19 protein-coding genes are annotated in these 23,499 nt (G+C 74.1%); 13 read left to right on the top strand and 6 right to left on the bottom strand.

Annotated features, from left to right (window positions below):
• Nucleotides 1-99: 99 nt before the first annotated feature.
• The 7 genes from ACIRFL_RS17010 to cobI all read left to right on the top strand — a co-directional run bounded on the left by ACIRFL_RS17010 (nt 100) and on the right by cobI (nt 11,075).
• Nucleotides 100-1,041, top strand: a complete 942-nt coding sequence (locus ACIRFL_RS17010; protein ID WP_404029094.1) for a cobalamin biosynthesis protein — start codon at nt 100-102, stop codon at nt 1,039-1,041.
• Nucleotides 1,038-2,549 carry a cobyric acid synthase gene (locus ACIRFL_RS17015; RefSeq protein WP_404029096.1) on the top strand — a complete coding sequence of 504 codons (1,512 nt, stop codon included), beginning with the start codon at nt 1,038-1,040 and terminating at the stop codon, nt 2,547-2,549. Before ACIRFL_RS17010 ends, ACIRFL_RS17015 begins: the two co-directional genes overlap by 4 nt.
• Nucleotides 2,546-6,196, top strand: a complete 3,651-nt coding sequence (gene cobN, locus ACIRFL_RS17020) for a cobaltochelatase subunit CobN (RefSeq protein WP_404029098.1) — start codon at nt 2,546-2,548, stop codon at nt 6,194-6,196. The genes ACIRFL_RS17015 and cobN overlap by 4 nt, the downstream gene beginning before the upstream one ends.
• A gap of 169 nt (nt 6,197-6,365) precedes the next feature.
• Nucleotides 6,366-8,363, top strand: coding sequence for a putative cobaltochelatase (locus ACIRFL_RS17025; protein ID WP_404029099.1), 1,998 nt, complete (start codon nt 6,366-6,368; stop codon nt 8,361-8,363).
• Entirely contained in the window at nt 8,363-8,977 is a 615-nt protein-coding gene (cobO, locus tag ACIRFL_RS17030) for a cob(I)yrinic acid a,c-diamide adenosyltransferase (protein WP_404029101.1), read from the top strand. Before ACIRFL_RS17025 ends, cobO begins: the two co-directional genes overlap by 1 nt.
• Entirely contained in the window at nt 8,977-10,347 is a 1,371-nt protein-coding gene (locus tag ACIRFL_RS17035; protein WP_404029103.1) for a cobyrinate a,c-diamide synthase, read from the top strand. Before cobO ends, ACIRFL_RS17035 begins: the two co-directional genes overlap by 1 nt.
• Nucleotides 10,344-11,075, top strand: a complete 732-nt coding sequence (gene cobI / locus ACIRFL_RS17040) for a precorrin-2 C(20)-methyltransferase (protein WP_404029105.1) — start codon at nt 10,344-10,346, stop codon at nt 11,073-11,075. Before ACIRFL_RS17035 ends, cobI begins: the two co-directional genes overlap by 4 nt.
• 17 nt (nt 11,076-11,092) lie before the next feature.
• On the opposite strand, the gene ACIRFL_RS17045 is transcribed toward cobI, so the two are convergent.
• On the bottom strand, nt 11,093-12,037 hold the full coding sequence (locus ACIRFL_RS17045) for a ZIP family metal transporter (RefSeq protein WP_404029107.1): 945 nt from the start codon (nt 12,035-12,037) through the stop codon (nt 11,093-11,095).
• A 95-nt stretch (nt 12,038-12,132) separates the two neighbouring features.
• Here ACIRFL_RS17045 and cobM point away from each other — a divergent pair, with 95 nt between their 5' ends.
• Genes cobM through cobC form a run of 6 tightly spaced genes read left to right on the top strand, consistent with a single transcriptional unit; the run spans nt 12,133 to nt 18,507 of the window.
• The gene (gene cobM / locus ACIRFL_RS17050; RefSeq protein WP_404029108.1) at nt 12,133-12,951 is read left to right on the top strand and encodes a precorrin-4 C(11)-methyltransferase; all 819 of its coding nucleotides are present in this window, start codon (nt 12,133-12,135) and stop codon (nt 12,949-12,951) included.
• A 5-nt stretch (nt 12,952-12,956) separates the two neighbouring features.
• On the top strand, nt 12,957-14,189 hold the full coding sequence (cbiE, locus tag ACIRFL_RS17055) for a precorrin-6y C5,15-methyltransferase (decarboxylating) subunit CbiE (RefSeq protein ID WP_404029236.1): 1,233 nt from the start codon (nt 12,957-12,959) through the stop codon (nt 14,187-14,189).
• A complete protein-coding gene (cobJ, locus tag ACIRFL_RS17060) occupies nt 14,186-15,880 on the top strand; it encodes a precorrin-3B C(17)-methyltransferase (RefSeq protein ID WP_404029109.1) in 1,695 nt (564 codons plus the stop codon). Before cbiE ends, cobJ begins: the two co-directional genes overlap by 4 nt.
• Nucleotides 15,877-16,467 carry a precorrin-8X methylmutase gene (locus tag ACIRFL_RS17065; RefSeq protein ID WP_404029111.1) on the top strand — a complete coding sequence of 197 codons (591 nt, stop codon included), beginning with the start codon at nt 15,877-15,879 and terminating at the stop codon, nt 16,465-16,467. The genes cobJ and ACIRFL_RS17065 overlap by 4 nt, the downstream gene beginning before the upstream one ends.
• The gene (locus ACIRFL_RS17070) at nt 16,464-17,402 is read left to right on the top strand and encodes a sirohydrochlorin chelatase (RefSeq protein ID WP_404029113.1); all 939 of its coding nucleotides are present in this window, start codon (nt 16,464-16,466) and stop codon (nt 17,400-17,402) included. The genes ACIRFL_RS17065 and ACIRFL_RS17070 overlap by 4 nt, the downstream gene beginning before the upstream one ends.
• Nucleotides 17,392-18,507 carry an Rv2231c family pyridoxal phosphate-dependent protein CobC gene (gene cobC / locus ACIRFL_RS17075; RefSeq protein ID WP_404029115.1) on the top strand — a complete coding sequence of 372 codons (1,116 nt, stop codon included), beginning with the start codon at nt 17,392-17,394 and terminating at the stop codon, nt 18,505-18,507. The genes ACIRFL_RS17070 and cobC overlap by 11 nt, the downstream gene beginning before the upstream one ends.
• A 216-nt stretch (nt 18,508-18,723) precedes the next feature.
• Here the strand turns inward: cobC and ACIRFL_RS17080 are convergent, their stop codons facing one another.
• From ACIRFL_RS17080 to ACIRFL_RS17100, 5 genes are all read right to left on the bottom strand, one after another.
• Complete coding sequence (locus tag ACIRFL_RS17080; RefSeq protein WP_404029117.1) at nt 18,724-19,650, bottom strand: SCO1860 family LAETG-anchored protein; 927 nt, start codon at nt 19,648-19,650, stop codon at nt 18,724-18,726.
• 150 nt (nt 19,651-19,800) lie between these two features.
• A complete protein-coding gene (locus ACIRFL_RS17085; RefSeq protein WP_404029119.1) occupies nt 19,801-20,892 on the bottom strand; it encodes an amidohydrolase family protein in 1,092 nt (363 codons plus the stop codon).
• Nucleotides 20,893-20,913: 21 nt separating this feature from the next.
• On the bottom strand, nt 20,914-21,705 hold the full coding sequence (locus ACIRFL_RS17090; protein ID WP_404029121.1) for an amino acid ABC transporter ATP-binding protein: 792 nt from the start codon (nt 21,703-21,705) through the stop codon (nt 20,914-20,916).
• Nucleotides 21,702-22,538 carry an amino acid ABC transporter permease gene (locus tag ACIRFL_RS17095; RefSeq protein ID WP_404029122.1) on the bottom strand — a complete coding sequence of 279 codons (837 nt, stop codon included), beginning with the start codon at nt 22,536-22,538 and terminating at the stop codon, nt 21,702-21,704. The genes ACIRFL_RS17090 and ACIRFL_RS17095 overlap by 4 nt, the downstream gene beginning before the upstream one ends.
• Nucleotides 22,535-23,386 carry a transporter substrate-binding domain-containing protein gene (locus ACIRFL_RS17100; protein ID WP_404029124.1) on the bottom strand — a complete coding sequence of 284 codons (852 nt, stop codon included), beginning with the start codon at nt 23,384-23,386 and terminating at the stop codon, nt 22,535-22,537. The genes ACIRFL_RS17095 and ACIRFL_RS17100 overlap by 4 nt, the downstream gene beginning before the upstream one ends.
• Nucleotides 23,387-23,499: the final 113 nt, after the last annotated feature.

The raw sequence follows: 23,499 nt of genomic DNA on the forward strand, positions 1-23,499 counted from the left end.
CAGGGCGTGGACACCCTGAGTGAGGACATATCGCCATGCTCGGCTGCGGATTGAGGTACAGCACCAGGTCGCTTCCCGACCCCACGGCCGGCTGAGCCGTTGCGTGCCGAGCGCGTCTTCGCGTACGGCGCCGCCCTCGGCCTCCTCGGTGACCTGCTCGTCGGCGATCCGCGCCGCGGTCATCCGGTCGCCGTGTTCGGGCGTGCCGCAGGCGCGGCGGAGCGGGCGCTGTGGCGGGATCACCGCGGGTGGGGTGCCCTGCACACCGCCGTGTGCGTCGGCGGCGCCGCGTCCCTCGCGGCCGTGGCCCAGCGGGCCGTACGCCCCTGCCCCGCCGCCTCCGTAGCGCTCACCGGGGCCGCCACCTGGGCGGTGGTGGGCGCCACTTCGCTCGCCCGGGAGGCCCGGACGATCGGGCGGGCCCTGGAGAAGGGGGACGTCGCGGCGGCCCGGGCACGGCTGCCGCATCTGTGCGGGCGGGACCCCGAGGCCCTGGACGCCGACGGGATCGCCCGGGCGGTCGTGGAGTCCGTGGCCGAGAACACCTCCGACGCGGTCGTCGGGGCCCTGGTGTGGGGGGCGTTGGCCGGGGTGCCCGGGCTCGTCGGGTTCCGCGCCGTGAACACCCTCGACGCGATGGTCGGGCACCGCTCGCCGCGCCACCGCCGGTTCGGCTGGGCCGCGGCACGGCTCGACGACGTCGCCGGCTGGCCGGGGGCCCGGCTCACCGCCGTGCTCGCCGCCGTCTGCGGGCCCGGTGCGCGGGGCGCCGTACGGTCGTGGCGGGCCGACGCCCGCCGGCATCCGAGCCCCAACGCCGGTCCCGTGGAGGCGTCTTTCGCGGGGGCGCTGGGCGTGCGGCTGGGCGGGACCCTGTCGTACGGGGGGCGTATCGAGCACCGGCCCGTGCTCAACGGCGGCGGCCGTGCCGTCGCCGCCCCGGACATCGAACGTGCCGTACGGCTCTCCCGCCGGGTCGGCCTGCTCGCGTTCGGCGTCGTGGCCGCCGCGCGCCTGACCGTGAAGGGACACGGGTCATGACCGGTGGGGGTCTGCTCGTCGCCGGCACCACCTCCGACGCCGGCAAGAGCGTCGTCACCGCGGGGATCTGCCGGTGGCTGGTGCGGCAGGGGGTCAAGGTCGCGCCGTTCAAGGCGCAGAACATGTCGCTGAACTCGTTCGTCACCCGGGAGGGCGCCGAGATCGGGCGGGCCCAGGCCATGCAGGCGCAGGCGTGCCGGATCGAGCCGACCGCGCTGATGAACCCGGTGCTGCTCAAGCCCGGCGGGGAACAGAGCAGTCAGGTCGTGCTGCTGGGCAGGCCCGTGGGCGAACTGAGCGCGCGCGGCTACCACGGCGGGCGCCAGCAGCGGCTGCTGGGCACCGTCCTCGACTGTCTTGCCACGCTGCGCTCCACGTACGACGCCGTGATCTGCGAGGGGGCGGGCAGCCCGGCGGAGATCAACCTGCGGCGCACCGACATCGTGAACATGGGCATCGCGCGGGGCGCGCGGCTGCCCGTGCTGGTGGTCGGTGACATCGACCGCGGGGGCGTCTTCGCGTCGTTCTTCGGGACCGTGGCACTGCTGTCACGCGAGGACCAGGAACTGGTCGCCGGGTTCCTCGTCAACAAGTTCCGCGGGGACGTGGGCCTGTTGGAGCCGGGCCTCGACATGCTGCACGCCCTGACGGGGCGGCCCGCCTACGGTGTCCTGCCGTTCCGGCACGGACTCGGCATCGACGAGGAGGACGGCCTTGCGGTCTCGTCGCGCGGCTTGGTGCGGGAGTCGGCCGCGGCGGAACCCGTCGGTGAGGACGTGCTGCGCGTCGCCGTGTGCGCCGTGCCGCTCATGTCCAACTTCACCGACGTGGACGCGCTGGCCGCCGAACCGGGCGTGCTGGTGCGGTTCGTGGACCGTCCCGAGGAGATGGCCGACGCCGACCTCGTCGTCGTCCCGGGGACCCGGGGCACCGTCCGGGCCCTGGAGTGGCTGCGGGAGCGCGGCCTGGCCCGGGCGCTGCGCCGCCGGGCCGGCGAGGGCCGCCCGGTCCTCGGCATCTGCGGCGGCTTCCAGATCCTCGGCGAGCACATCGAGGACGAGGTCGAGTCACGGGCCGGGCGGGTGCCGGGGCTCGGCCTGCTGCCGGTGCGGGTGCGGTTCGCCCGCGAGAAGACCCTCGCCCGGCCCACCGGTTCGGCCCTCGGCGAGCATGTCGAGGGCTACGAGATCCACCACGGAGTCGCCGACGTCACGGGCGGCGAGCCCTTCCTTGACGGCTGCCGGGTCGGCCGGACCTGGGGCACGCACTGGCACGGCGCGCTGGAGTCGGACGGTTTCCGGCGGGCCTTCCTGCGCGAGGTGGCGGCCGCCGCGGGCCGCCGCTTCGTACCGGCCGACGGCACCTGCTTCGCCGCGCTGCGCGAGCAACGGCTCGACCGGCTCGGCGATCTGATCGAACAGCACGCGGACACGGACGCGCTGTGGCGGCTCATCGAGTCGGGCGCGCCACGAGGACTGCCCTTCATTCCACCGGGAGCGCCCGCATGAGCACAGTGTTGTTGTTGTCGACGGCCGACACCGATCTGCTGGCGGCGCGTGCCGCCGACGCGTCCTATCTGATCGGCAATCCGACCCGGCTCGACGTCGCCGAGGAGCTGCCGGCGCTGCTGCGGCGCGCCGACCTCGTGGTCGTCCGGCTGCTGGGCGGCAAGCGGGCCTGGGAGGACGGGCTGGCCGCGGTGCGGGCGTCCGGTGTGCCGGCCGTGCTGCTCGGCGGCGAGGCCGTACCGGACGCCGAGTTGATGGCCGAGTCGTCCGTGCCCGCGGGTGTCGTGGCCCAGGCGCTGCGCTATCTGGTGGAGGGCGGACCCGCCAACCTCGGCGAACTCGCCCGGTTCCTGTCCGACACGGTGCTGCTGACCGGCGAGGGCTTCGAAGAGGCGCGGTCGATGCCGGAGTACGGCGTGCACGGCGAACGCGCCCTGGTCGCGGACCGCCCCACCGTCGGTGTGCTCTTCTACCGGGCCCACGAACTGAGCGGCAACACCGCCTTCGTGGACACCCTGTGCGACGCGATCGAGGCGCGCGGCGCCAACGCCCTTCCCGTGTACTGCGGTTCGCTGCGCGGCGCGGACGCCGGGCTGTACCGGCTGCTCGGCCGGGCGGACGCGCTGGTGGCGACCGTGCTGGCCGCGGGCGGCACCCACGCCTCGCAGGCGTCGGCCGGCGGCGACGAGGAGAGCTGGGACGTCGGGGCGCTCGCCGACCTCGACGTCCCCGTGCTGCAGGGGCTGTGCCTGACCTCGTCGCGGCAGGCGTGGGAGGCGTCGGACGCGGCGCTCTCCCCCATGGACGCGGCGATGCAGGTCGCCATCCCGGAGTTCGACGGGCGGCTGATCACGGTGCCGTTCTCGTTCAAGGAGCGGGGTCCTGACGACGTGCCCGTGTACGTCGCCGACCCGGAGCGGGCCGGGCGGGTCGCCTCGATCGCCGTGCGGCACGCCCGGTTGCGGCACAAGCCGAACGCCGAGAAGAAGATCGGGCTGGTGTTCACCGCGTACCCGACGAAGCACTCCCGGGTCGGCAACGCGGTCGGTCTTGACACGCCCGCGTCGGCGGTCCGGGTGCTGGACGCGCTGCGCGAGGCGGGCTACTCGCTCACCGAATACCCCGCGGGAGGCGACGAGTTGATCCACCGGCTGATCGCGGCCGGCGGGCATGACGTCGAGTGGCTGACGGAGGAACAGCTGGCCGCAGCGCCCGCGCGGGTGCCGCTCGCCGACTACCGGGCGTGGTTCGACACCCTCGACCCGCAGCTGCGCGGCGCCATGCTGGAGGCGTGGGGCGAGCCGCCGGGCAACCTCTACGTGGACGGCGAGGACATCGTGCTGGCCTGCCTACGGTTCGGGAACGTCGTCGTGATGATCCAGCCGCCGCGCGGCTTCGGCGAGAACCCCATCGCGATCTACCACGACCCCGACATGCCGCCGTCCCACCACTATCTGGCGGCCTACCGCTGGCTGGAGAACAGCTTCGGCGCCGACGCGGTCGTGCACATGGGCAAGCACGGCACGATGGAGTGGCTGCCGGGCAAGGGCCTCGGACTGAGCGCCGGCTGCGCCCCGGACGCCGTCCTCGGCGAGCTGCCCCTCGTCTACCCGTTCATCGTCAACGACCCCGGCGAGGGGACCCAGGCCAAGCGGCGCGGCCACGCCACCGTCGTCGACCACCTCGTGCCGCCGATGGCCCGCGCCGACACCTACGGCGACCTGGCCAAGCTGGAACAGCTGCTGGACGAGTACGCGCTCGTCTCCGATCTGGACCCGGCGAAGGCACCAGCGGTGCGCAGCCAGATCTGGACGCTCGTTCGGGCAGCCGAACTCCACCACGACCTGCATGTGGACGAGCAGCCGCGGGACGACGACTTCGACGAGTTCGTCATGCACATCGACGGCTATCTGTGCGAGATCAAGGACGTGCAGATCCGGGACGGTCTGCACGTCCTGGGTGGTGGCCCGGTCGGTGAGCCGCGCGTGAACCTGGTGCTGGCCGTGCTGCGCGCCTCCCAGGTGTGGGGCGGGCAGGCAAACGCCCTGCCGGGGCTCAGGGCGTGCCTCGCCGCCCGTTTCGGGCTGGTCGAGAAGGAGTTGCTGGCCGAGCCCGGCGCTCCGGTGAAGGTGCCGGTGGAGCTGACGGACCTGGTGGAGGGCCCGTCCCGTACGGCCGCCGACGCGATCGACCTGCTGGAGCGGCTGTGCCGGCGGATCGCGGAGGGCATGGAGGAGCGGGCCTGGGACCGCACGGCCGTGCCCGCCGTCCTCAGTGACGCGCTCGGCATGGAACTCCCTGATGCCGTCGCGGTGTTGGACTTCGCCTGCACCGAGGTCGTACCGCGGCTGGCCCGCACCGGCGACGAGATCGGGCACATCCTCCACGCGCTGGACGGCGGCTATGTCCCGGCGGGCCCGTCGGGCTCCCCCACCCGTGGGCTGGTCAACGTCCTGCCGACCGGCCGGAACTTCTACTCGGTCGACCCCAAGGCCATTCCGTCCCGGCTGAGTTGGGAGGTCGGCCAGTCGCTCGCGGACTCGCTGGTGCAGCGGTATCTCAGCGACACCGGTGAGTATCCGAAGTCCGTCGGTCTGACGGTCTGGGGCACGTCCGCGATGCGCACCCAGGGCGACGACATCGCGGAGATCTTGGCGCTGCTGGGCTGCCGCCCGGTCTGGGACGATGCCTCGCGCCGGGTGACCGGCTTCGAGATCGTGCCGCTCGCCGAACTCGGCAGGCCCCGTATCGACGTCACGGTCCGTATCTCCGGCTTCTTCCGGGACGCGTTCCCACACGTGGTCGCTCTGATCGACGACGCGGTACGGGCAGTCGCGGAACGGGACGAGCCCGCCGAGTCCAACTACGTGCGTGCGCATGTGGAGCAGGATGCGGCCGAGCACGGTGACCGGCGGCGCGCGACGGCCCGCGTCTTCGGCTCGAAGCCGGGCGCGTACGGCGCGGGTCTGCTGCCGCTGATCGACGCCCGCAACTGGCGCTCCGATGCCGACCTGGCCGAGGTGTACGCGGTGTGGGGCGGCTACGCGTACGGGCGCGGACTCGACGGGCGGGCGGCGCGCGGCGACATGGAGACGGCGTTCCGGCGGATCGCGGTGGCGGCGAAGAATGTCGACACGAGAGAGCATGACATCGCCGACGCGGACGACTACTTCCAGTACCACGGCGGCATGGTCGCCATGGTGCGGCACCTCACCGGGTCCTCACCGGAGGCGTATGTCGGCGACTCGGCCGTACCCGACCAGGTGCGGACGCGGACGCTCGGCGAGGAGACGCACCGGGTGTTCCGGGCGCGGGTCGTCAACCCGCGCTGGATGGCGGCGATGCGGCGGCACGGCTACAAGGGTGCCTTCGAGATGGCCGCGACCGTGGACTACCTGTTCGGCTACGACGCCACGGCGGGCGTGGTCGACGACTGGATGTACGAGAAGCTGGCCGCCGAGTACGTCTTCGCCCCGGAGAACCGGGAGTTCATGAAGAAGTCCAACCCATGGGCGCTGCGCGGCATCACCGAGCGGCTGCTGGAGGCGGCGGACCGTGGGCTGTGGGCGGAGCCGGACCAGGAGACCCTGGACCGGCTCCGGGACACCTACCTCGAACTTGAGGGAGATCTGGAGGGCGGCGAATGAACGCGCTCCGCACCCCCGCGTCGGCGGGGACAACAGCGCACGGACGGCCGTCGATTTGGCGGTGCCCGGATCACCCCCGCGCCGGCGGGGAACATGCCCACCCCCTGTCAGCTGCAACGGCCTGCGACGCACGGTCATCGCACCAGCCACTCAAAGGAGTGATCTCGGCGTGAGTGTCCCCTATCCGTTCACTGCCGTCGTCGGGCAGAACGATCTGCGGCTGGCCCTGCTCCTCAATGCAGTGAGCCCTGCCGTGGGCGGAGTGCTGGTCCGAGGGGAGAAAGGGACCGCGAAGAGCACGGCCGTACGCGCCCTGTCCGCGCTGCTGCCGCAGGTGGCGGTCGTCCCCGGATGCCGATTCTCCTGCGACCCGGCGGCACCGGATCCGGCGTGCCCGGACGGGCCGCACGAGGCGGGCAACGGCGTCGTTCGCCCCGCGCGCATGGTCGAGCTGCCCGTCGGTGCCTCCGAGGACCGGCTCGTCGGCGCGCTGGACATCGAACGCGCGCTGGCCGAAGGCGTGAAGAGCTTCGAGCCGGGCCTCCTGGCGCAGGCGCACCGCGGCATCCTCTACGTCGACGAGGTCAACCTCCTCCACGACCACCTCGTCGACCTGCTGCTGGACGCCGCCGCGATGGGTGCCTCCTACGTCGAGCGCGAGGGGGTCTCCGTACGGCATGCCGCGCGCTTTCTGCTGGTCGGCACCATGAACCCCGAAGAGGGCGAACTGCGCCCGCAGTTGCTGGACCGGTTCGGGCTGACCGTGGAGGTGGCCGCCTCGCGGGAGCCGGAGCAACGGGTGGAGGTCGTGCGGCGCAGGCTCGCCCACGACGACGACCCCGTCGGTTTCGCCGCGCGCTGGGCAGGCGAAGAGGCCGCCGTACGGCAACGGATCGTCGCGGCTCGGGAACTGCTGCCGCAGGTGCAGCTGGGCGATGGCGCGCTGCGGCAGATCGCGGCGGTGTGCAGCGCGTTCGAGGTGGACGGCATGCGCGCCGACATCGTGATGGCGCGCACGGCGACCGCGCTGGCGGCCTGGGCGGGCCGGACCGACGTGCTCGCCGAGGACGTACGGCAGGCGGCGCTGCTGGCGCTGCCGCACCGGCGCCGACGCAATCCGTTCGACGCGCCCGGCTTGGACGAGGACAGGCTGGACGACACGCTTGATGAGTTCTCCGGGCAGGACGAGGACGACGACGATCCCGATCCCGATGGGCCCGGCGGCGGTGGGCAGCCGGCGCCCGACAGCGGCCCGCAGGGCGGCGGGGACACCGCCGCGCGGCCCGAGGCCGGTGAGGGCGCGGAACCGCAGGCGTCCGGCGCTCAGGAGCAGTCGGCCGTACGGGCCGGCGAGCCGTTTCGCACCAAGGCGCTGAGCGTGCCCGGGATCGGTGAGGGTGCCGCCGGGCGGCGGTCTCGGGCGCGTACCGAGCACGGGCGGACGACCGGGGCCCGGCGGCCCCGGGGCGCGCTGACCAGGCTGCACCTGGCCGCCACCGTGCGGGCCGCCGCCCCGTACCAGCGGGCGCGCGGACGGTCCGGGCCGGGGCTGGTGATCCGGCGGGACGATCTGCGGCAGGCGACGCGGGAAGGTCGCGAGGGGAACCTCGTTCTCTTCGTCGTGGACGCCTCCGGTTCGATGGCGGCCCGGCAGCGGATGGGCGCCGTGAAGGGTGCCGTGCTGTCGCTGCTGCTGGACGCCTATCAGCGGCGGGACAAGGTGGGTCTGGTGACCTTCCGGGGGTCGGCCGCGGAGGTTGCGCTGCCGCCGACCTCGTCCGTGGACGCGGCGGCGGCCCGGCTGGAGTCGCTGCCGACCGGCGGCCGTACGCCGCTGGCGGCCGGGCTGGTCAAGGCGCACGAGGTGCTGCGGGTGGAGCGGCTGCGGGATCCGGCGCGCCGGGCGCTGGTCGTGGTGGTGACCGACGGGCGCGCCACCGGCGGCCCCGATCCGGTCGCCCTCGCCGGTCGTGCGGCGCGGCTGTTCGCGGCCGAGCAGATCGCCTCGGTGGTCGTGGACTGCGAGTCGGGGCCGGTGCGGCTCGGGCTCGCCGGGCGGCTCGCGGACGAGCTGGGCGGTACGGCCGTCACGCTGGACGCCTTGCGTGCCGATGCGATCGCCGGTCTGGTCAGGGATGTGCGGGGGACGTCGAGGAGGGCCGCGTAATGCCGCAGGGCAAGCCGAGTGTGGTGCCGGACGACGGGCTGACGACGCGTCAGCGGCGCAACCGTCCGCTCGTCGTGGTCCACACGGGTGTGGGCAAGGGCAAGTCCACGGCCGCCTTCGGTCTTGCGCTGCGCGCCTGGAACCAGGGCTGGCCGATCGGGGTGTTCCAGTTCGTCAAGTCGGCCAAGTGGAGGGTCGGCGAGGAGCGGGCGCTGCGGGTGCTCGGGGATTCCGGCGAGGGCGGGTCCGTCGTCTGGCACAAGATGGGCGAGGGCTGGTCCTGGGTGCAGCGGGACACACTGGACGACCTGGACAACCTGGGCAACGCGGAGAAGGCCCGGGAGGGCTGGGAGCAGGTCAAGCGTGACCTGGCGGAGCAGACGTACCGGCTGTATGTGCTCGACGAGTTCGCGTACCCGATGCACTGGGGCTGGGTGGACACGGACGAGGTGATCGCGGTGCTGCGCGACCGGCCGGGCACACAGCACGTGGTGATCACCGGGCGGCACGCGCCCGCGGGGCTCGTGGACTTCGCCGATCTCGTCACCGACATGTCGAAGGTCAAGCACCCCATGGACGTGGGCCAGAAGGGCCAGCGGGGCATCGAGTGGTGATGTCCGTACCCCGTCTGGTCATCGCAGCGCCCGCGTCGGGCAGCGGCAAGACCACGGTGGCCACCGGGTTGATGGCGGCGCTGGCCGGGCGGGGGCTCGCCGTGTCCCCGCACAAGGTCGGCCCCGACTACATCGATCCCGGGTACCACGCGCTGGCCACCCGGCGCGCGGGCCGCAACCTCGACGCGTATCTGTGCGGTCCCGAGCTGGTCGGCCCGCTGTTCCTGCACGCGGCGCGCGGCTGCGACATCGCCGTCGTGGAGGGCGTGATGGGGCTGTACGACGGTGCCGCCGGGGAGGGCGAGCTGGGGTCCACGGCGCAGGTGGCGAAGCTGCTGCGGGCGCCGGTCGTGCTGGTGGTCGACGCGTCCGCGCAGTCGCGGTCGGTGGCGGCGCTGGTGCACGGGTTCGCGTCCTGGGATCCGCAGGTGCGGATCGGCGGGGTGATCCTGAACAAGGTGGCGTCCGACCGGCACGAGGAGCTGCTGCGGGAGGCGTTGGAGTCGGTGGGGGTGCCGGTGCTTGGTGTGCTGCGGCGGGCGGCCGCCGTGGCGACGCCGTCCCGGCATCTGGGTCTTGTGCCGGTCGCGGAGCGGCGGTCCGCGGCGGTCGACGCGGTGCGGTCGATGGCGGCGCTGGTGTCCGAGGGGTGCGATGTGAGCGCGCTGGCGGCGCTCGCCCGTACGGCCGGTCCGCTTCCGGAGGGCTCGGCCCCCTGGGACCCCGCCTCCGCCGTCGCCGGTTCGCGGCCGCCGGCCGGGCGGCCGGCGCCGGCCGTCGCCGTCGCCGGTGGCCCCGCGTTCACGTTCTCCTATGCGGAGCACACCGAACTGCTCACCGCCGCCGGCGCCGACGTCGTGACGTTCGATCCGCTCCGGGACGAGCAACTGCCCGAGGACACGGCCGGGTTGGTCATCGGTGGCGGTTTTCCCGAGGTGTACGGCGCCGAGCTGTCCGCCAACGAGCCGCTGCGCCGGGCCATCGCCGAACTGGCACGGCGGGGTGCCCCGCTCGCCGCGGAGTGCGCCGGACTGCTGTATCTGTGCCGGGAGTTGGACGGCCGGCCCATGTGCGGGGTGCTGGACGCCACCGCGCGGATGACGGAGCGGCTCACCCTCGGCTACCGGGACGCGGTCGCCATCAGCGACAGCGTGCTGGCCGGGGCGGGCACCCGGATGCGGGGGCACGAGTTCCACCGGACCGTCGTCACGCCGGGCGCGGGGGCGGCCCCGGCGTGGGGCGTGCGGGGCCCGGAGCGGCGCGTCGAGGGTTTTGTGCAGCACGGGGTGCACGCGAGTTATCTGCATACGCACTGGGCCGCGCGGCCCGGCGTGTCCCGTCGGTTCGTGGAGAGGTGCCGGACGTCATGAGCAGCAGGCTGATCGGGGTCGGGGTCGGTCCGGGCGACCCGGAGCTGGTGACCGTGAAGGGCGTGAACGCGCTGCGCGCCGCCGAGGTCGTGGTCGTACCGGTGATGGACACCGGGGAGCGCGGGCGCGCGGAGGCGACCGTGCTGCACTACGTGCCCGCGACGAAGGTGGTCCGGGTGGTGTTCGCGCTCAACGAACGCACGGACCGGGCCCGGCGGGAGGCCGCCTGGGACGCGGCCGGGGAGCGGGTCGCGGAGTTGCTGCGAGGGGCGCGGACCGTCGCCTTCGCGACCATCGGCGACCCGAACGTGTACTCCACGTTCACCTATCTCGCCCAGACCGTCGCACGGCTGGTGCCGGGGACCGTCGTGCAGACCGTGCCGGGGATCACCGCGATGCAGGACCTGGCGGCCCGGTCGGGCGCCGTGCTGACGGAGGGCACCGAGCCGCTGACGCTGGTGCCGGTGACCGCCGGGGCGTCCGCGCTCAAGGACGCGCTGGCCGGGCCCGGCACGGTCGTCGCGTACAAGTTCGGGCGGCAGGCCGGGGAGGTGGCCGAGGCGCTGCGGGAGACCGGACGGCTCCAGGACGCCGTGTGGGGTTCGGCGCTCGGCCTGCCGGAGGAGTCGGTCCGGCCCGCCGCCGACCTGGACGGGGCGCCGCTGCCGTATCTGTCCACGCTCATCGCGCCGGCCCGGCGCGACGGCTCGCGGGGCGGCAAGCTGTGAGCGTCGTCGGGGCGCCCTCAGCCGGCGACGCCCACCACCAGCCAGATGAACGCGGCGCCCGCGACGGTGCACAGCACGGTCGAGCGTGCGGGGTGCTGGTGGTGCGCCTCGGGCAGGATCTCGGCCGCGGCGAGGTACAGCAGTACCCCGCCGAAGAGGCCGAGATAGCCGCCGAGTGCCTGCTCGGGGATGGTGAAGAGCGCCGTCGACAGGGCGCCGACCAGCGGGGCGCAGGCGTCGGCGAACAGCATCGCGAGCGCCCTGCGGCGGGCGTTGCCGTACAGGCTGGTGAGGGTGAACGTGTTGAAGCCGTCCGCGAAGTCGTGGGCGATCACCGCGAGCGCGACGGCCACGCCCATGCCGCTGTCGACCTGGAAGGCGGCGCCGATGGCCACGCCGTCCATGGCGCTGTGCCCGACCATCGCGCCGGCCGCGGTGAGCCCCACCTCGGGCGAGCGGTGGTCGTGGGAGTGCGGCGGCGCAACGGTCTGCGAGGACACGCCGGACACGGGCCCGAGCGGCTGGACGTCGCCACCCGCCCGGTCCGCCGCGGGCGCGCCCGACCGGCCCGGGGGCCCGGCGTCGTCGCTCTCCCCGTCCGGCGTGGGGGCGGGTGTCGGGGAGTCCGTGGGGCCGTGGGGCCGGGTGCGGCCGTTCGGCCGGGCCGCGGCGGGGGCCGGGCGTTCCGTGGCGCCGTGGGCCGCGCGGCGGGCCGCCAGGAGGCGTTCCACCAGATGGGCCAGGAGGAAGCCGGCCACGAACAGCAGCAGGGCGGCCGGCACACCGAACACCTCCCGGCCGGCCACTGCCAGCGCCTCCGGGAGCAGATCGAAGCCGACCACGCCCAGCATCAGGCCGCCGGCCAGGCCGAGGACCAGGTGGCGGCGGTCGGTCACCCGCTGTGCCGTCCAGCCGCCGGCCAGCGTCATCAGGAACGCGCCGAGCGCGACGAAGACAGCCATGGGCCCTTGCTATCCGATCAGCCGCCGACCGCGCACATCCGGCCCGCGCACCCACCGCACCAACCATGACATTTCGTACGAGAGGACCCCTTCCCATGGCCGATGCCCCCACCGGCAAGGTGACGTTCGTCGGTGCCGGCCCCGGCGCCGCCGATCTGCTGACGTTCCGTGCCGCGCGCGCCATCGCCGAGGCCGACGTGGTGATCTGGGCGGCCAGCCTGGTCCAGAGGGAAGTCCTCGACCACGCCCGCGAGGGCGCGCGGATCCTGGACTCGGCGACCATGGCGCTGGAGGACGTCGTCGCCGTGTACCGGCAGGCGCACGCCGAGGGGCTGCGGGTCGCGCGGGTGCACTCCGGTGACCCGGCCCTGTGGGGCGGCACCCAGGAACAGCTCGACCGGTGCGCGGAGATCGGGATCGAGACGGAGGTGGTGCCCGGGGTCTCCGCGTTCTCCGCGGTCGCCGCGCTCGCCCGGCGCGAGCTGACCGTTCCCGAGGTGGCGCAGTCCGTCGTGCTCACCCGGCTCGGCGGGGGCAAGACACCGATGCCGCCCGGTGAGGAGGTGCGCGAGTTCGCCCGGCACGGCACGACCATGGCGGTGTTCCTGTCTGCCGCGCGCAGCGGACAGCTGGTGCGGGAGTTGCTGGAGGGCGGCTATCCGACCGGCACCCCGGTGGTGGTCGCGTACCGGGCGACCTGGCCCGACGAGCTGGTGGTGCGCTGCACGATCGGCATGCTGGAGGAGACGGTCAAGGAGCACCGGCTGTGGAAGCACACGCTGTTCCTGGTCGGCCCGGCCCTGGGCGCGCACGGCACCCGTTCACACCTCTACCACCCCGGTCACTTCCACGGTTTCCGCAGGGCCGACCCCGAGGCCCGCAGGGCGCTGCGCGAGCGGGGCGCGAGACCGTGACGCCGTTGATCACCGTCGTCGGCACGGGCACCGGGGCGGCGGTCCGGCAGGACGTCCTGGCCGGTGCCGCTCTGGTCGTGGGCGCGCGCCGGCATCTGGACGCCGTACCGCTGCCCGAGGGGGCCGAACGGCTGGTGCTGGGCCCGCTCGGACCCGCCCTCGACACCATCGCCGGGTACGTCGGGGCGGCCCGGCCGGTCGTGGTGCTGGCCTCCGGGGACCCGGGGTTCTTCGGGATCGTGCGGGCGCTGGCCGAGCGGTTCGGGTCCGGGCTGCTCGATGTGCGGCCCGGTGTCTCGTCGGTCGCGACGGCGTTCGCGCGCCTCGGGCTGTCCTGGGACGACGCGGTCGTGGTCAGCGCGCACGGGCGGGCCCTGCGCACCGCCGTCAACGTGTGCCGGGCGCATCCCAAGGTTGCCGTGCTGACCGGTCCTGGCGCGGGCCCCGCCGAGCTGGGGGCCGCGCTCGACGCGGGCCGGGTGCTCGTCGTGGCGAGCGCGCTCGGCGACCCGGCCCGTGAGCGGGTGGAGCGGGTCACGCCGGCCGAGGCCGCCGCCCGGGACTGGGGCACCGCGGTGAACGTGGTCGTCTGCCTGGACGAGTCACGGGCGCCGGGGACGGTGCGCACGGTGGCCGGGCCGGGCGCCGGGCCGTCCCGGTGGGCCCTGGAGGAGACCGAGTTCGCCCACCGCGACTCGATGATCACCAAGTTCGAGGTGCGGGCGCTGGCCCTGGCCCGGCTCGGGCCCCGCCTGGGCGACCTGGTGTGGGACGTCGGCGCGGGCTCCGGTTCGGTGGCCGTGGAGTGCGCGCGGCTCGGTGCCGCCGCGGTGGCCGTCGAGAAGAGCGCGGACGGCATCGAGCGGATCCGTGCCAACGCGGCGGCGCACGGCGTCGACGTACGGGCGGTGCACGGGACGGCGCCTGCCGTACTGTCCGCACTGCCCGATCCCGATGCCGTGTTCGTCGGCGGCGGCGGCCGGGAGCTGTCCGCCGTCGTCACCCAGTGCGCCCGGCGGGCCCGGCGGGCGGTGGTGGTCGCCGTGGCCGCCCTGGACCGGGTGCCGGCGGCGCGCGCGGCGCTCACCGATGCCGGGTTCTCCTGCGACGGCGTGCTGCTGCAGTCGTCGCGGCTCGCACCGCTGCCGGGGGATGTGACCCGGCTGGCCGCGACCAATCCCGTGTTCCTGCTGTGGGGCGAGCGGCCCCGCGCGCGTGTCGAAGGAGTTGTTCAGTGATCGGCCTGATTTCCGCCACGGCCGCGGGGGCGGCGGCGCGCGACCGGCTGGCCGCGGCCTGGCCGGACCGCACCCGGGTGTACGAAGGCCCGGTCAAGGACGCCGTACGGGCCGCGTTCGCGGAGTGCGAGCAGCTGGTGTGCTTCCTGGCGACGGGGGCGGTGGTCCGGCTGATCGCCCCGCTGCTCGGCGACAAGGCGGCCGATCCGGGCGTGGTGTGCGTGGACGAGGGCGGCCGGTTCGCCGTGTCGCTGGTCGGCGGGCACGGCGGCGGGGCCAACGAACTCGCCCGCGAGGTGGGCGGGTTGCTGGCGGCGACACCGGTGGTGACGACGGCGACGGACGCGGTGGGCGTGCCCGGCCTCGACACCCTCGGGCTGCCCGTGGAGGGCGCCGTCGCGGCCGTCTCCCGGGCGCTGCTGGACGGCGCGCCGGTCGCCCTGGAGGCCGAGGTGACCTGGCCGCTGCCGCCGCTGCCGGTCGCCGCCGAGGGCGCGTACACGATCCGGGTGACCGACCGGGACGTCGAGCCCGGACCGCGCGAGGTGGTGGTGCGCCCGCCGACGCTGGTGGTCGGTGTCGGCGCTTCCCGCGGCGCCCCGGCCGATGAGGTGCTGGAGCTGATCACGGGCGCGCTGCGGGACGCCGGTCTTTCGGCCGCGTCCGTCGCCGAACTCGCCACCGTGGACGCCAAGTCCGCGGAGCCGGGCGTCGTGGCCGCCGCCGCACGGCTCGGCGTACCCCTGGTGGCCTGCTCCGCCGAGGAGTTGGCGGGCGTCGACGTGCCGAACCCGTCCGCCGCACCGCTCGCCGCCGTCGGCACCCCGTCCGTCGCGGAGGCCGCCGCCGTGCTGCGCGGCGGCCAACTCCTCGTGCCCAAGCGGAAGTCGGCCGGGCGGCCCGCCATGGCGACCTGCGCCGTGGCGCGGCGGCCCGCACGCGGACGGCTCGCGGTCGTCGGGCTCGGACCCGGCGCCCGTGATCTGCTCACACCACGCGCCGGGGCCGAACTGCGGCGCGCCTCGGTGGTCGTCGGTCTGGATCAGTACGTCGACCAGATCCGTGACCTGCTGCGGCCGGGCACCCGGGTCCTGGAGTCGGGCCTGGGCGCCGAGGAGGAGCGGGCCAGGACGGCGGTCGCCGAGGCCCGTGCGGGCCATGCGGTCGCGCTGATCGGGAGCGGGGACGCCGGCGTGTACGCGATGGCGTCGCCCGCGCTCGCCGAGGCGTCCGACGACATCGACGTGGTCGGCGTGCCGGGCGTGACCGCGGCGCTGGCCGGCGCGGCGGTCCTCGGTGCGCCGCTGGGCCACGACCATGTGTCGATCAGCCTGTCCGACCTGCACACGCCGTGGGAGGTGATCGAGCGGCGGGTGCGGGCGGCCGCCGCTGCGGACCTCGTGGTGACGTTCTACAACCCGCGTTCCAGGGGCCGCGCCTGGCAGCTGCCCGCGGCGCTGGCGATCCTCGCCGAGCACCGCGCGCCGGCCACCCCGGTCGGTGTCGTGCGCAACGCCTCGCGGGCCGACGAGTCGAGCAGGCTGACCACCCTGGGGGCGCTCGATGCGGCGTGGGTGGACATGATGACGGTCGTGACGGTGGGCAACACGGCGACCCGTGAGATCGCGGGACGCATGGTGACCCCGCGCGGCTACCGCTGGCAGGACACCCGGCAGGAGGAGGCCCGGTGAACCGTGTGATCCACCCGATCGAGCAGGAGTCCTTCCGGCGGCTGCGGGCCCGTCTTGACACCTCGCGCTTCGCGCCGCTGACCCGGGCCGTGGTGGAGCGGGTCATCCACTCCGCCGCCGACCTGGACTACGCGCACGACCTCGTCATGGCGGAGGACGACCTGGTGCGGGCGCACGCCGCGCTGCACGCCGGGGCGCCCGTCGTCGTGGACGTGGAGATGGTCGCGGCCGGCATCACCCGCCGCGAGACCGTCTGCCGGCTGCGGGACGCCGCGTCCGGGCCCGGACTGACCCGTTCGGCGCACGCGGTACGGCTCGCCTACGAGGACGTGGGACCCGGGGCGCTCTGGGTGATCGGCTGTGCGCCGACCGCCCTGGAGGAGTTGCTGACGCTGGACGCCTCCCCCGCGCTCGTCATCGGTCTGCCCGTCGGCTTCGTCGGCGCGGCCGAGTCCAAGGCCGCGCTGCGCGCGAGCGGGCTGCCCGCCGTCAGCAACGTCTCCGAGAAGGGCGGTTCCGCGGTGGCCGCCGCCGCCCTCAACGCACTTCTGTACCACCCGACTTCACCGACCGAGGAGAATCAGTGACCACCCCGCCGCCCGCTCTGCTCATCGCCGGCCACGGCACCCGGGACGCGGCCGGAGCCGAGGCGTTCCGGTCCTTCGTGCGGGAGTTGGGCCGCCGCCACCCCGAACTGCCCGTGGCGGGCGGCTTCATCGAGCTGTCCCCGCCGCCGCTGGGCGAGGCCGTGACCGCGCTGGTGGAGCGGGGCGTGCGCCGGTTCGCCGCCGTGCCGCTGATGCTGGTGTCCGCGGGACACGCCAAGGGCGACATACCGGCGGCGCTGGCCCGGGAGAAGGAGCGGCATCCCGGTGTCTCGTACGTCTACGGCCGCCCGCTGGGCCCGCATCCGGCGCTGCTTGACGTCCTGGAGCGGCGGCTCGACGACGTGCTCGGCGGCGCCGCCCGCACGCCCGCCGACCGGGCCGATGTGACCGTGCTGCTGGTCGGCCGTGGCTCCACCGACCCGGACGCCAACGCCGAGGTGTTCAAGGCGGCGCGGCTGCTGTGGGAGGGGCGCGGGTACGCGGGTGTGGAGACGGCGTTCGTGTCGCTGGCGGCGCCGGACGTGCCGAGCGGCCTCGACCGGTGTGCCCGGCTGGGGGCGCGCCGCATCGTGGTGCTGCCGTACTTCCTGTTCACCGGTGTCCTGCCGGAGCGGGTGCGGCAGCAGGCCGAGGGCTGGGCCGCCGCGCACCCGGAGCTGGACGTGCGCTGCGCCGATGTCATCGGGCCCGAGCCGGAACTGCTCGACCTGGTGATGGAGCGGTACGCGGAGGCCGTCAAGGGCGATGTGCGGATGAACTGCGACGCGTGCGTGTACCGGATCGCGCTGCCGGGCTTCGCGGACAAGGTGGGCCTGCCGCAGCAGCCGCACTTCCACCCGGACGACGACGGCCACCACCACGGCGGCCACCACCACGGCGGGCACCATCACGGCGGGCCCGCCCATGCCCACTGAGGACGGCGCCGGAGCCGATCTGCGCCACCACGGCGACGCGGAGGTCCGCGACGACGGGTCGGCGCTGGTAGACCTCGCGGTCAACGTCCGTACCGGTACCCCGCCGGACTGGCTGCGGGAGCGGATCGCCGAGTCGCTGACCGCGCTCGCGGCCTACCCGGACGGGCGGGCGGCGCGGGCGGCGGTGGCGGCGCGGCACGGGGTCGGGGCGGACCGGGTGCTGCTGACGGCGGGGGCGGCGGAGGCGTTCGTGCTGCTCGCCCGCGCCCTGAAGGTGCGCCGGCCGGTGGTGGTGCATCCGCAGTTCACGGAGCCGGAGGCGGCACTGCGGGACGCGGGGCACTCGGTGGACCGGGTGCTGCTGCGCGCCGAGGACGGTTTCCGGCTGGACGCGGCGGCCGTCCCCGAGGAGGCCGACCTGGTGGTGATCGGCAATCCGACGAATCCCACCTCGGTGCTGCACCCGGCCGCGACGCTCGTCCGGCTCGCCCGTCGCGGGCGGACGCTGGTGGTGGACGAGGCGTTCATGGACGCGGTGCCGGGCGAGCGGGAGGCGCTGGCCGGCCGGACGGATGTGCCCGGCCTTGTCGTGCTGCGCAGCCTGACGAAGACCTGGGGCCTGGCCGGGCTGCGCATCGGCTACCTCCTGGCGGCTGAGGAGACCGTCGCCGAGCTGGCGCGGGCCCAGCCGCTGTGGCCGGTGTCCACGCCGGCCCTGGCGGCGGCACGGGCGTGTGTGACGCCGCGGGCGCTGGCGGAGGCGGCGCACGCGGCCCATCGCATCGCGGCCGACCGGGCCCACCTGGTGGCGGGCCTGTCCGCGTTCGCCGCGCGCGGGGTGCGGGTGGCCGAGCCGGCCGAGGGCCCGTTCGTCCTGGTCCGCATCGCGGATGCGGCGGGGGTACGGCGGCGGCTGCGCGACCTCGGCTACGCCGTGCGCCGCGGGGACACGTTCCCGGGGCTCGGCGCGGACTGGGTCCGGGTGGCGGTGCGCGACCGGACCACGACGGACGGCCTGCTACGCGCCCTGCACTCGGCCCTGCCCGCCCCGGCCGACAGCCCGACCAGACCGGCCCCGCACTTGGCCGCACCGGCCTCGCACTGACCGGACCGACCCCGCACCGCCCCCTCGGGACCCGCCCCTCCCCTCACGGGACCGCCGAGAGGGCGGGCCCGGCGGCCGGCTCCGGTTCGGGTTCCCGTCCCGGTTCGGTGGTGCCGGTTCGGTCGTCCGCGCGGCGGCAGTCGCCGCCGGCCCGGGACGGGATCGGCCGTACCGCGTGCGCCCCGAGGCGGGCCGGCCCCCGGGCGCGCCGAACGGTCAGTTCCGGCGGCGGGCCAAGGCCACTGCGCCGCCGCCCGCGAGGACGAGCGCGAGGGCGCCGCCCGCGATGTACGGCGTCGCGGAGTTGCCGCCGGTCTCCGCGAGGTCGGCCTCGGCGGCGCCCTGGGGCTTGACGTCCGACGCGGGCTTGGCCGGGTCCGCCGGGTCGGCGGGCTTGGCCGGGTCGCTCGGCTTGGCCGGTGCGTCGGGTGCCTCGCAGGTCGCCTTGGCGAGGGTGACGGTCCCCTCGACCTCGGCCACGTTCAGGTTCAACGGGTTGACGGACACCTTCAGTTCGAGCGCGGTGGCGGCCGCGGTGCGGGAGGTGGTCTCCCGCTTCGACAGGTCGAGGCGTACCGCGCCGACCCCGGGTACCTCGACGTTGGTCGGGCCGCCCGCGCTGAGCGTGACCCGCTTGCCGAGGACCGTCACCGCGCCCAGCACATTGGCGGTGGCGGTGGGCTGCTTCCCGGCCTCGCAGGTCGCCTTGGAGGTGACCGCGTCGATCTCGACGACGGAGAGCAGGGGCAGGCCGGGCACGTGCAGCTTGGCGTGGGCGAGTTCGACGGAACCCTCGGCGCGGCCGTCGGCCACGGTGGCCTTGGCGGAGGCCACGTCCGCGCCGAGCACGGTGAACGGCTTGCCGCCGTCCACGCCGTCGAGCCGGGCGGACAGCGCCGTCTTGTCGGCGCTCTGCGGTGCCTGCACCTCGTTGAGGGAGACCGCGAGCGGGACGTTCACGGTCTTGTTGAGCAGGGACACGTCGAGCCCGGTACGCAGGACGACGGCACTGGCGCGCCCCTTGTCGGTGGTCGCGTGCGCGGCGCTCGCGCCGGCCAGCGCCGCCGGGCCCGCGGCGAGGGCCGTGGCCGCGGCGACGGCGGCCAGACGGCGTGCGGGCATACGGAAATCATTGCTGTTCAAGGCGGTGGGACCCCCACTGGGATGAGCTTGGGACCCGGCCAGAATTACGTACTGTGGGTGAACCGTCAGCGATCCTGAGTTACTTCACCCGTTCGTGGTGTTTTCGCGAAGCTATTCGAATCCCAGGACACAGGCGTTCGCCGCCTTCACCTAGCCCACGATCCGTCCCCGCAGCACCACCCGCCGCGGAGCCGCCAGCACCCGTACGTCCGCCCGTGGATCCGCCTCGTACACGACCAGGTCGGCGGGCGCGCCCTCGGCCAGTCCCGGCCGGCCGAGCCAGGCGCGGGCGCCCCATGTGGTCGCCGACAGCGCGTCGACGGGCGGGATGCCCGCGGCGACCAGTTCGGCGACCTCGGCCGCGACCAGGCCGTGCGCCAGCGAACCGCCGGCGTCCGTGCCGACGTACACCGGGATGCCCGCGTCGTGGGCGCCGCGCACCGTGTCGTAGCGCCGCTCGTGGAGCCGCCGCATGTGCGCCGACCAGCGGGGGTACTTGCTCTCGCCGCCGGCGGCGAGCTGCGGGAACGTCGCGATGTTGACGAGGGTCGGGACGATCGCCACGCCGCGCTCGGCGAACAGCGGGATCAGGTCCTCGGTCAGCCCGGTGGCGTGCTCGATGCAGTCGATGCCCGCCTCGACCAGGTCGCGCAGGGAACTGGTGGCGAAGCAGTGCGCGGTGACCCGGGCGCCGAGGCGGTGGGCCTCGGCGATCGCCCCTGCGACGGCCTCGCGCGGCCAGCAGGCGGCCAGGTCGCCGAGGTCACGGTCGATCCAGTCGCCGACCAGCTTGACCCAGCCGTCGCCGCGCATCGCCTCCTGGGCGACGTAGGCGACGAGTTCGTCCGGCTCGATCTCGTGGGCGAAGTCGCGGATGTAGCGGCGGGTGCGGGCGATGTGCCGGCCGGCCCTGATGATCCTCGGCAGGTCCTCGCGGTCGTCGATCCAGCGGGTGTCCGAGGGCGAACCCGCGTCGCGGACCAGCAGGGTGCCGGCCTCCCGGTCGGTCAGCGCCTGCTTCTCGGCGGCGTCCGCGTCGACCGGGCCGCGCGTACCGAGGCCGACGTGGCAGTGGGCGTCGACCAGACCGGGCAGCGCCCACCCGGTCACGCTCGTCACCTCGCGGGCGCCGGCCGGACGGTCGTAGCAGATCCGCCCGCCGACCACCCACACCTCGTCGCGGACCTCGTCCGGTCCGACGAGAACGCGCCCCTTCACGTGCAGCACCGCACCATCGCTCATGTACGGCACCTTAGTGAGCCGTCAGTCCGTGTGGCTCACCCGGTCGGGGGGCTCCTGTTCGACGTCCGCCCTCGCCGGGTCGAGGAGGCGGGCGAGGAAGTGGCGGGTGCGCTCATGGCGCGGGGCGCCGATGACCTGGTCGGGGGTGCCGTCCTCGACGATCACCCCGCCGTCCATGAAGACGACCCGGTCGGCGACCTCCCGGGCGAAGGTCATCTCGTGGGTGACGACCATCATGGTCATGCCGTCGTCGGCGAGCATGCGCATCACGGCGAGGACGTCCCCGACGAGTTCCGGGTCGAGCGCCGAGGTCGGCTCGTCGAACAGCATGACCTCGGGGCCCATGGCGAGCGCGCGGGCGATGGCGACGCGCTGCTGCTGGCCGCCGGAGAGGGCCGCGGGGTAGGCGTCCGCCTTCTCGGACAGGCCGACCCTGGCCAGGTTCCGGGCGGCGACTCGCGCGGCCTGCGCCCGGTCCCGGCGCAGCACGCGGCGCTGCGGCAGGGTGAGGTTCTGGGTCACCGTCAGGTGCGGGAACAGGTTGAACTGCTGGAAGACCATGCCGATACGGCGGCGCACGGCGTCGATGTCGACGTCGGGGTCGGTGAGTTCGACGTCGCCGACGAACACCTGGCCCCGGGTCGGCTCCTCCAGCAGGTTGACGCACCGCAGCAGGGTCGACTTGCCGGAGCCGGAGGGGCCGATGACGCAGACGACCTCGCCCCGGCCGACCTCCAGGTCGATGCCGCGCAGCACCTCGTCGTCGCCGAAGGACTTGTGCAGGCCGCGCAGGCGGATCTCGGGCCGGCTCATCGGACGGCCTCCTGGGCCTTGGATTCCATGCGGCGGACGACGAGGCTGAGGGGGATGGTGACGAGCAGGTAGCACAGGCCGGCCACCAGGATGGGCGTCGAGTTGGCGGTCTGGCTGGCCAGGTCCCGGCCGAACTTGGACAGTTCGCGCTCCTCCAGGGTGACGCCGAGGAACAGCACCAGTGAGGAGTCCTTGAACAGCAGCACCAGTTCGTTGGTGAGCGGCGGCAGGATGATGCGGAACGCCTGCGGTACGACGACCGAGACCATGGCCCGCGTGGGCGTGAAGCCCAGCGAACGGGCCGCCTCCATCTGTCCCTTGGGCACGGCCTGGATGCCGGCCCTGATGGTCTCCGCCATGTAGGCGGCCGACACCAGGCCGAGCGCGAGGGCGACCTTGCCGTACGTCCCGCCGGGGATCTCGGTGCCGGGGAAGGCGAGCGGCACGGCGACGCCGACGAAGATGAAGATGAGCAGGGCGGGCAGGCCGCGGAAGACTTCGATGTAGACGCTCGCGAGCCAGCGGTAGGGGCCCACGGACGACAGCCGCATGAGGGCGATCACCATGCCGAGCACCAGTCCGAAGACGAAGCCGGACAGGGTGTAGAGCACGGTGTTCTTCAGCGCCAGGGTGATGACGTCGGGGAACATCTGCCGGGCGATGTCCGCCTGCGCGAACTGGTTCCGCAGCCGACCCCAGTCGGCGCCGGCCGCGAGGGCGATGACCGCGGCGGTGAACACGGCGTACTGGACGCCCCGTGACAGCCCGCGCTTCTGACGGCGGGTCAGCCCCTTTCTGCGGGGTGCGGCCTTGGTGTGCTCCGGGCCGGTCATGAGGCGGCGGGCGAGGCGGCGGAGGCGTCGTAGGGGCCGATCCACCGCTCGTACAGCTTCTTGTACGTGCCGTCCGCCTTGGCGTCGGCGATGGCCTTGTCGACGGCGGCGAGCAGCTTGGCGTTGCCCTTCTTCACGGTGAAGCCGTACTGCTCGCCGGTGTCGAGGTTGTCGACCACCTGGAACGCGTCGGCGTTGGCCTTGTCCTTCAGCCAGCCCTGGACGACCGGGTAGTCGATGACCACGGCCCGGACCTGGCCGGTGCGCAGGCCGTTGAGTACGGCGTCGGAGGACTCGAAGGAGACCGGGTCGTAGCCCTTGCCCTTCGCGTAGTCCTCGCCGGTGGTCTGGGCCTGGGCGCCGAGCTTGGCGCCCTTGGCCCTGATGTCGGCGAAGGAGGTGATGCCGCTCTTCTTGTCGACGAGGACGGCCTGGGTGGCGTCGAAGTACGGGTCCGAGAAGTCGACGTTCTTCTTGCGCTCCGCGGTGATGGTCATGCCGGCGGCGGCCAGGTCGCACTGCCCGGAGTTGAGGAAGGCCCCGGTCTTGAAGTTCTCGAAGGGCGTGTCGAGGATCTGCTGGCGGACGCCCAGGTCCTTGGCGACCAGGTCGATCAGGGAGACGTCAAAGCCCTGCACCTTGCCGTCGATCTCGGACTGGAAGGGCGGGTAGGGCAGACGGGTGCAGGTGGTGAGCTGCCCGGCCTTGACCAGTTCGACCCCGCCGGCGGCGGTCTTGGCCGCGCCGCCGGAGCCGTCGCCCGACGAGCAGCCGGCCACGAGGGCCAGTCCGGCCGCGACGGCGGTGGCGGCCAGGGCGCGGGTCCGGCGCCGAGGGAGCGTGATCACGGGACCTCCTGTGGGGGGAGTGTGACTTCCGGAATACGACTTCCGATGACGACTTCTGATTATAAGGATATCTTGGGGTCTCCCAAATTGATCCCATGGTTGCGGGGGCATTT

Source organism: Streptomyces sp. NPDC102462 (assembly GCF_044765425.1).
In the GTDB taxonomy this organism is placed as follows: domain Bacteria; phylum Actinomycetota; class Actinomycetes; order Streptomycetales; family Streptomycetaceae; genus Streptomyces.

Excerpts from the sequence above, each read along its gene's own strand:
- ACIRFL_RS17085 (WP_404029119.1), bottom strand. The coding sequence starts at position 20,892 with ATGAGCGATGGTGCGGTGCTGCACGTGAAGGGGCGCGTTCTCGTCGGA.
- cobI (WP_404029105.1), top strand. The coding sequence starts at position 10,344 with ATGAGCAGCAGGCTGATCGGGGTCGGGGTCGGTCCGGGCGACCCGGAG.
- cobC (WP_404029115.1), top strand. The coding sequence starts at position 17,392 with ATGCCCACTGAGGACGGCGCCGGAGCCGATCTGCGCCACCACGGCGAC.
- cobM (WP_404029108.1), top strand. The coding sequence starts at position 12,133 with ATGGCCGATGCCCCCACCGGCAAGGTGACGTTCGTCGGTGCCGGCCCC.
- ACIRFL_RS17035 (WP_404029103.1), top strand. The coding sequence starts at position 8,977 with ATGTCCGTACCCCGTCTGGTCATCGCAGCGCCCGCGTCGGGCAGCGGC.
- ACIRFL_RS17015 (WP_404029096.1), top strand. The coding sequence starts at position 1,038 with ATGACCGGTGGGGGTCTGCTCGTCGCCGGCACCACCTCCGACGCCGGC.
- cobO (WP_404029101.1), top strand. The coding sequence starts at position 8,363 with ATGCCGCAGGGCAAGCCGAGTGTGGTGCCGGACGACGGGCTGACGACG.
- ACIRFL_RS17090 (WP_404029121.1), bottom strand. The coding sequence starts at position 21,705 with ATGAGCCGGCCCGAGATCCGCCTGCGCGGCCTGCACAAGTCCTTCGGC.
- cobN (WP_404029098.1), top strand. The coding sequence starts at position 2,546 with ATGAGCACAGTGTTGTTGTTGTCGACGGCCGACACCGATCTGCTGGCG.
- ACIRFL_RS17045 (WP_404029107.1), bottom strand. The coding sequence starts at position 12,037 with ATGGCTGTCTTCGTCGCGCTCGGCGCGTTCCTGATGACGCTGGCCGGC.
- ACIRFL_RS17095 (WP_404029122.1), bottom strand. The coding sequence starts at position 22,538 with ATGACCGGCCCGGAGCACACCAAGGCCGCACCCCGCAGAAAGGGGCTG.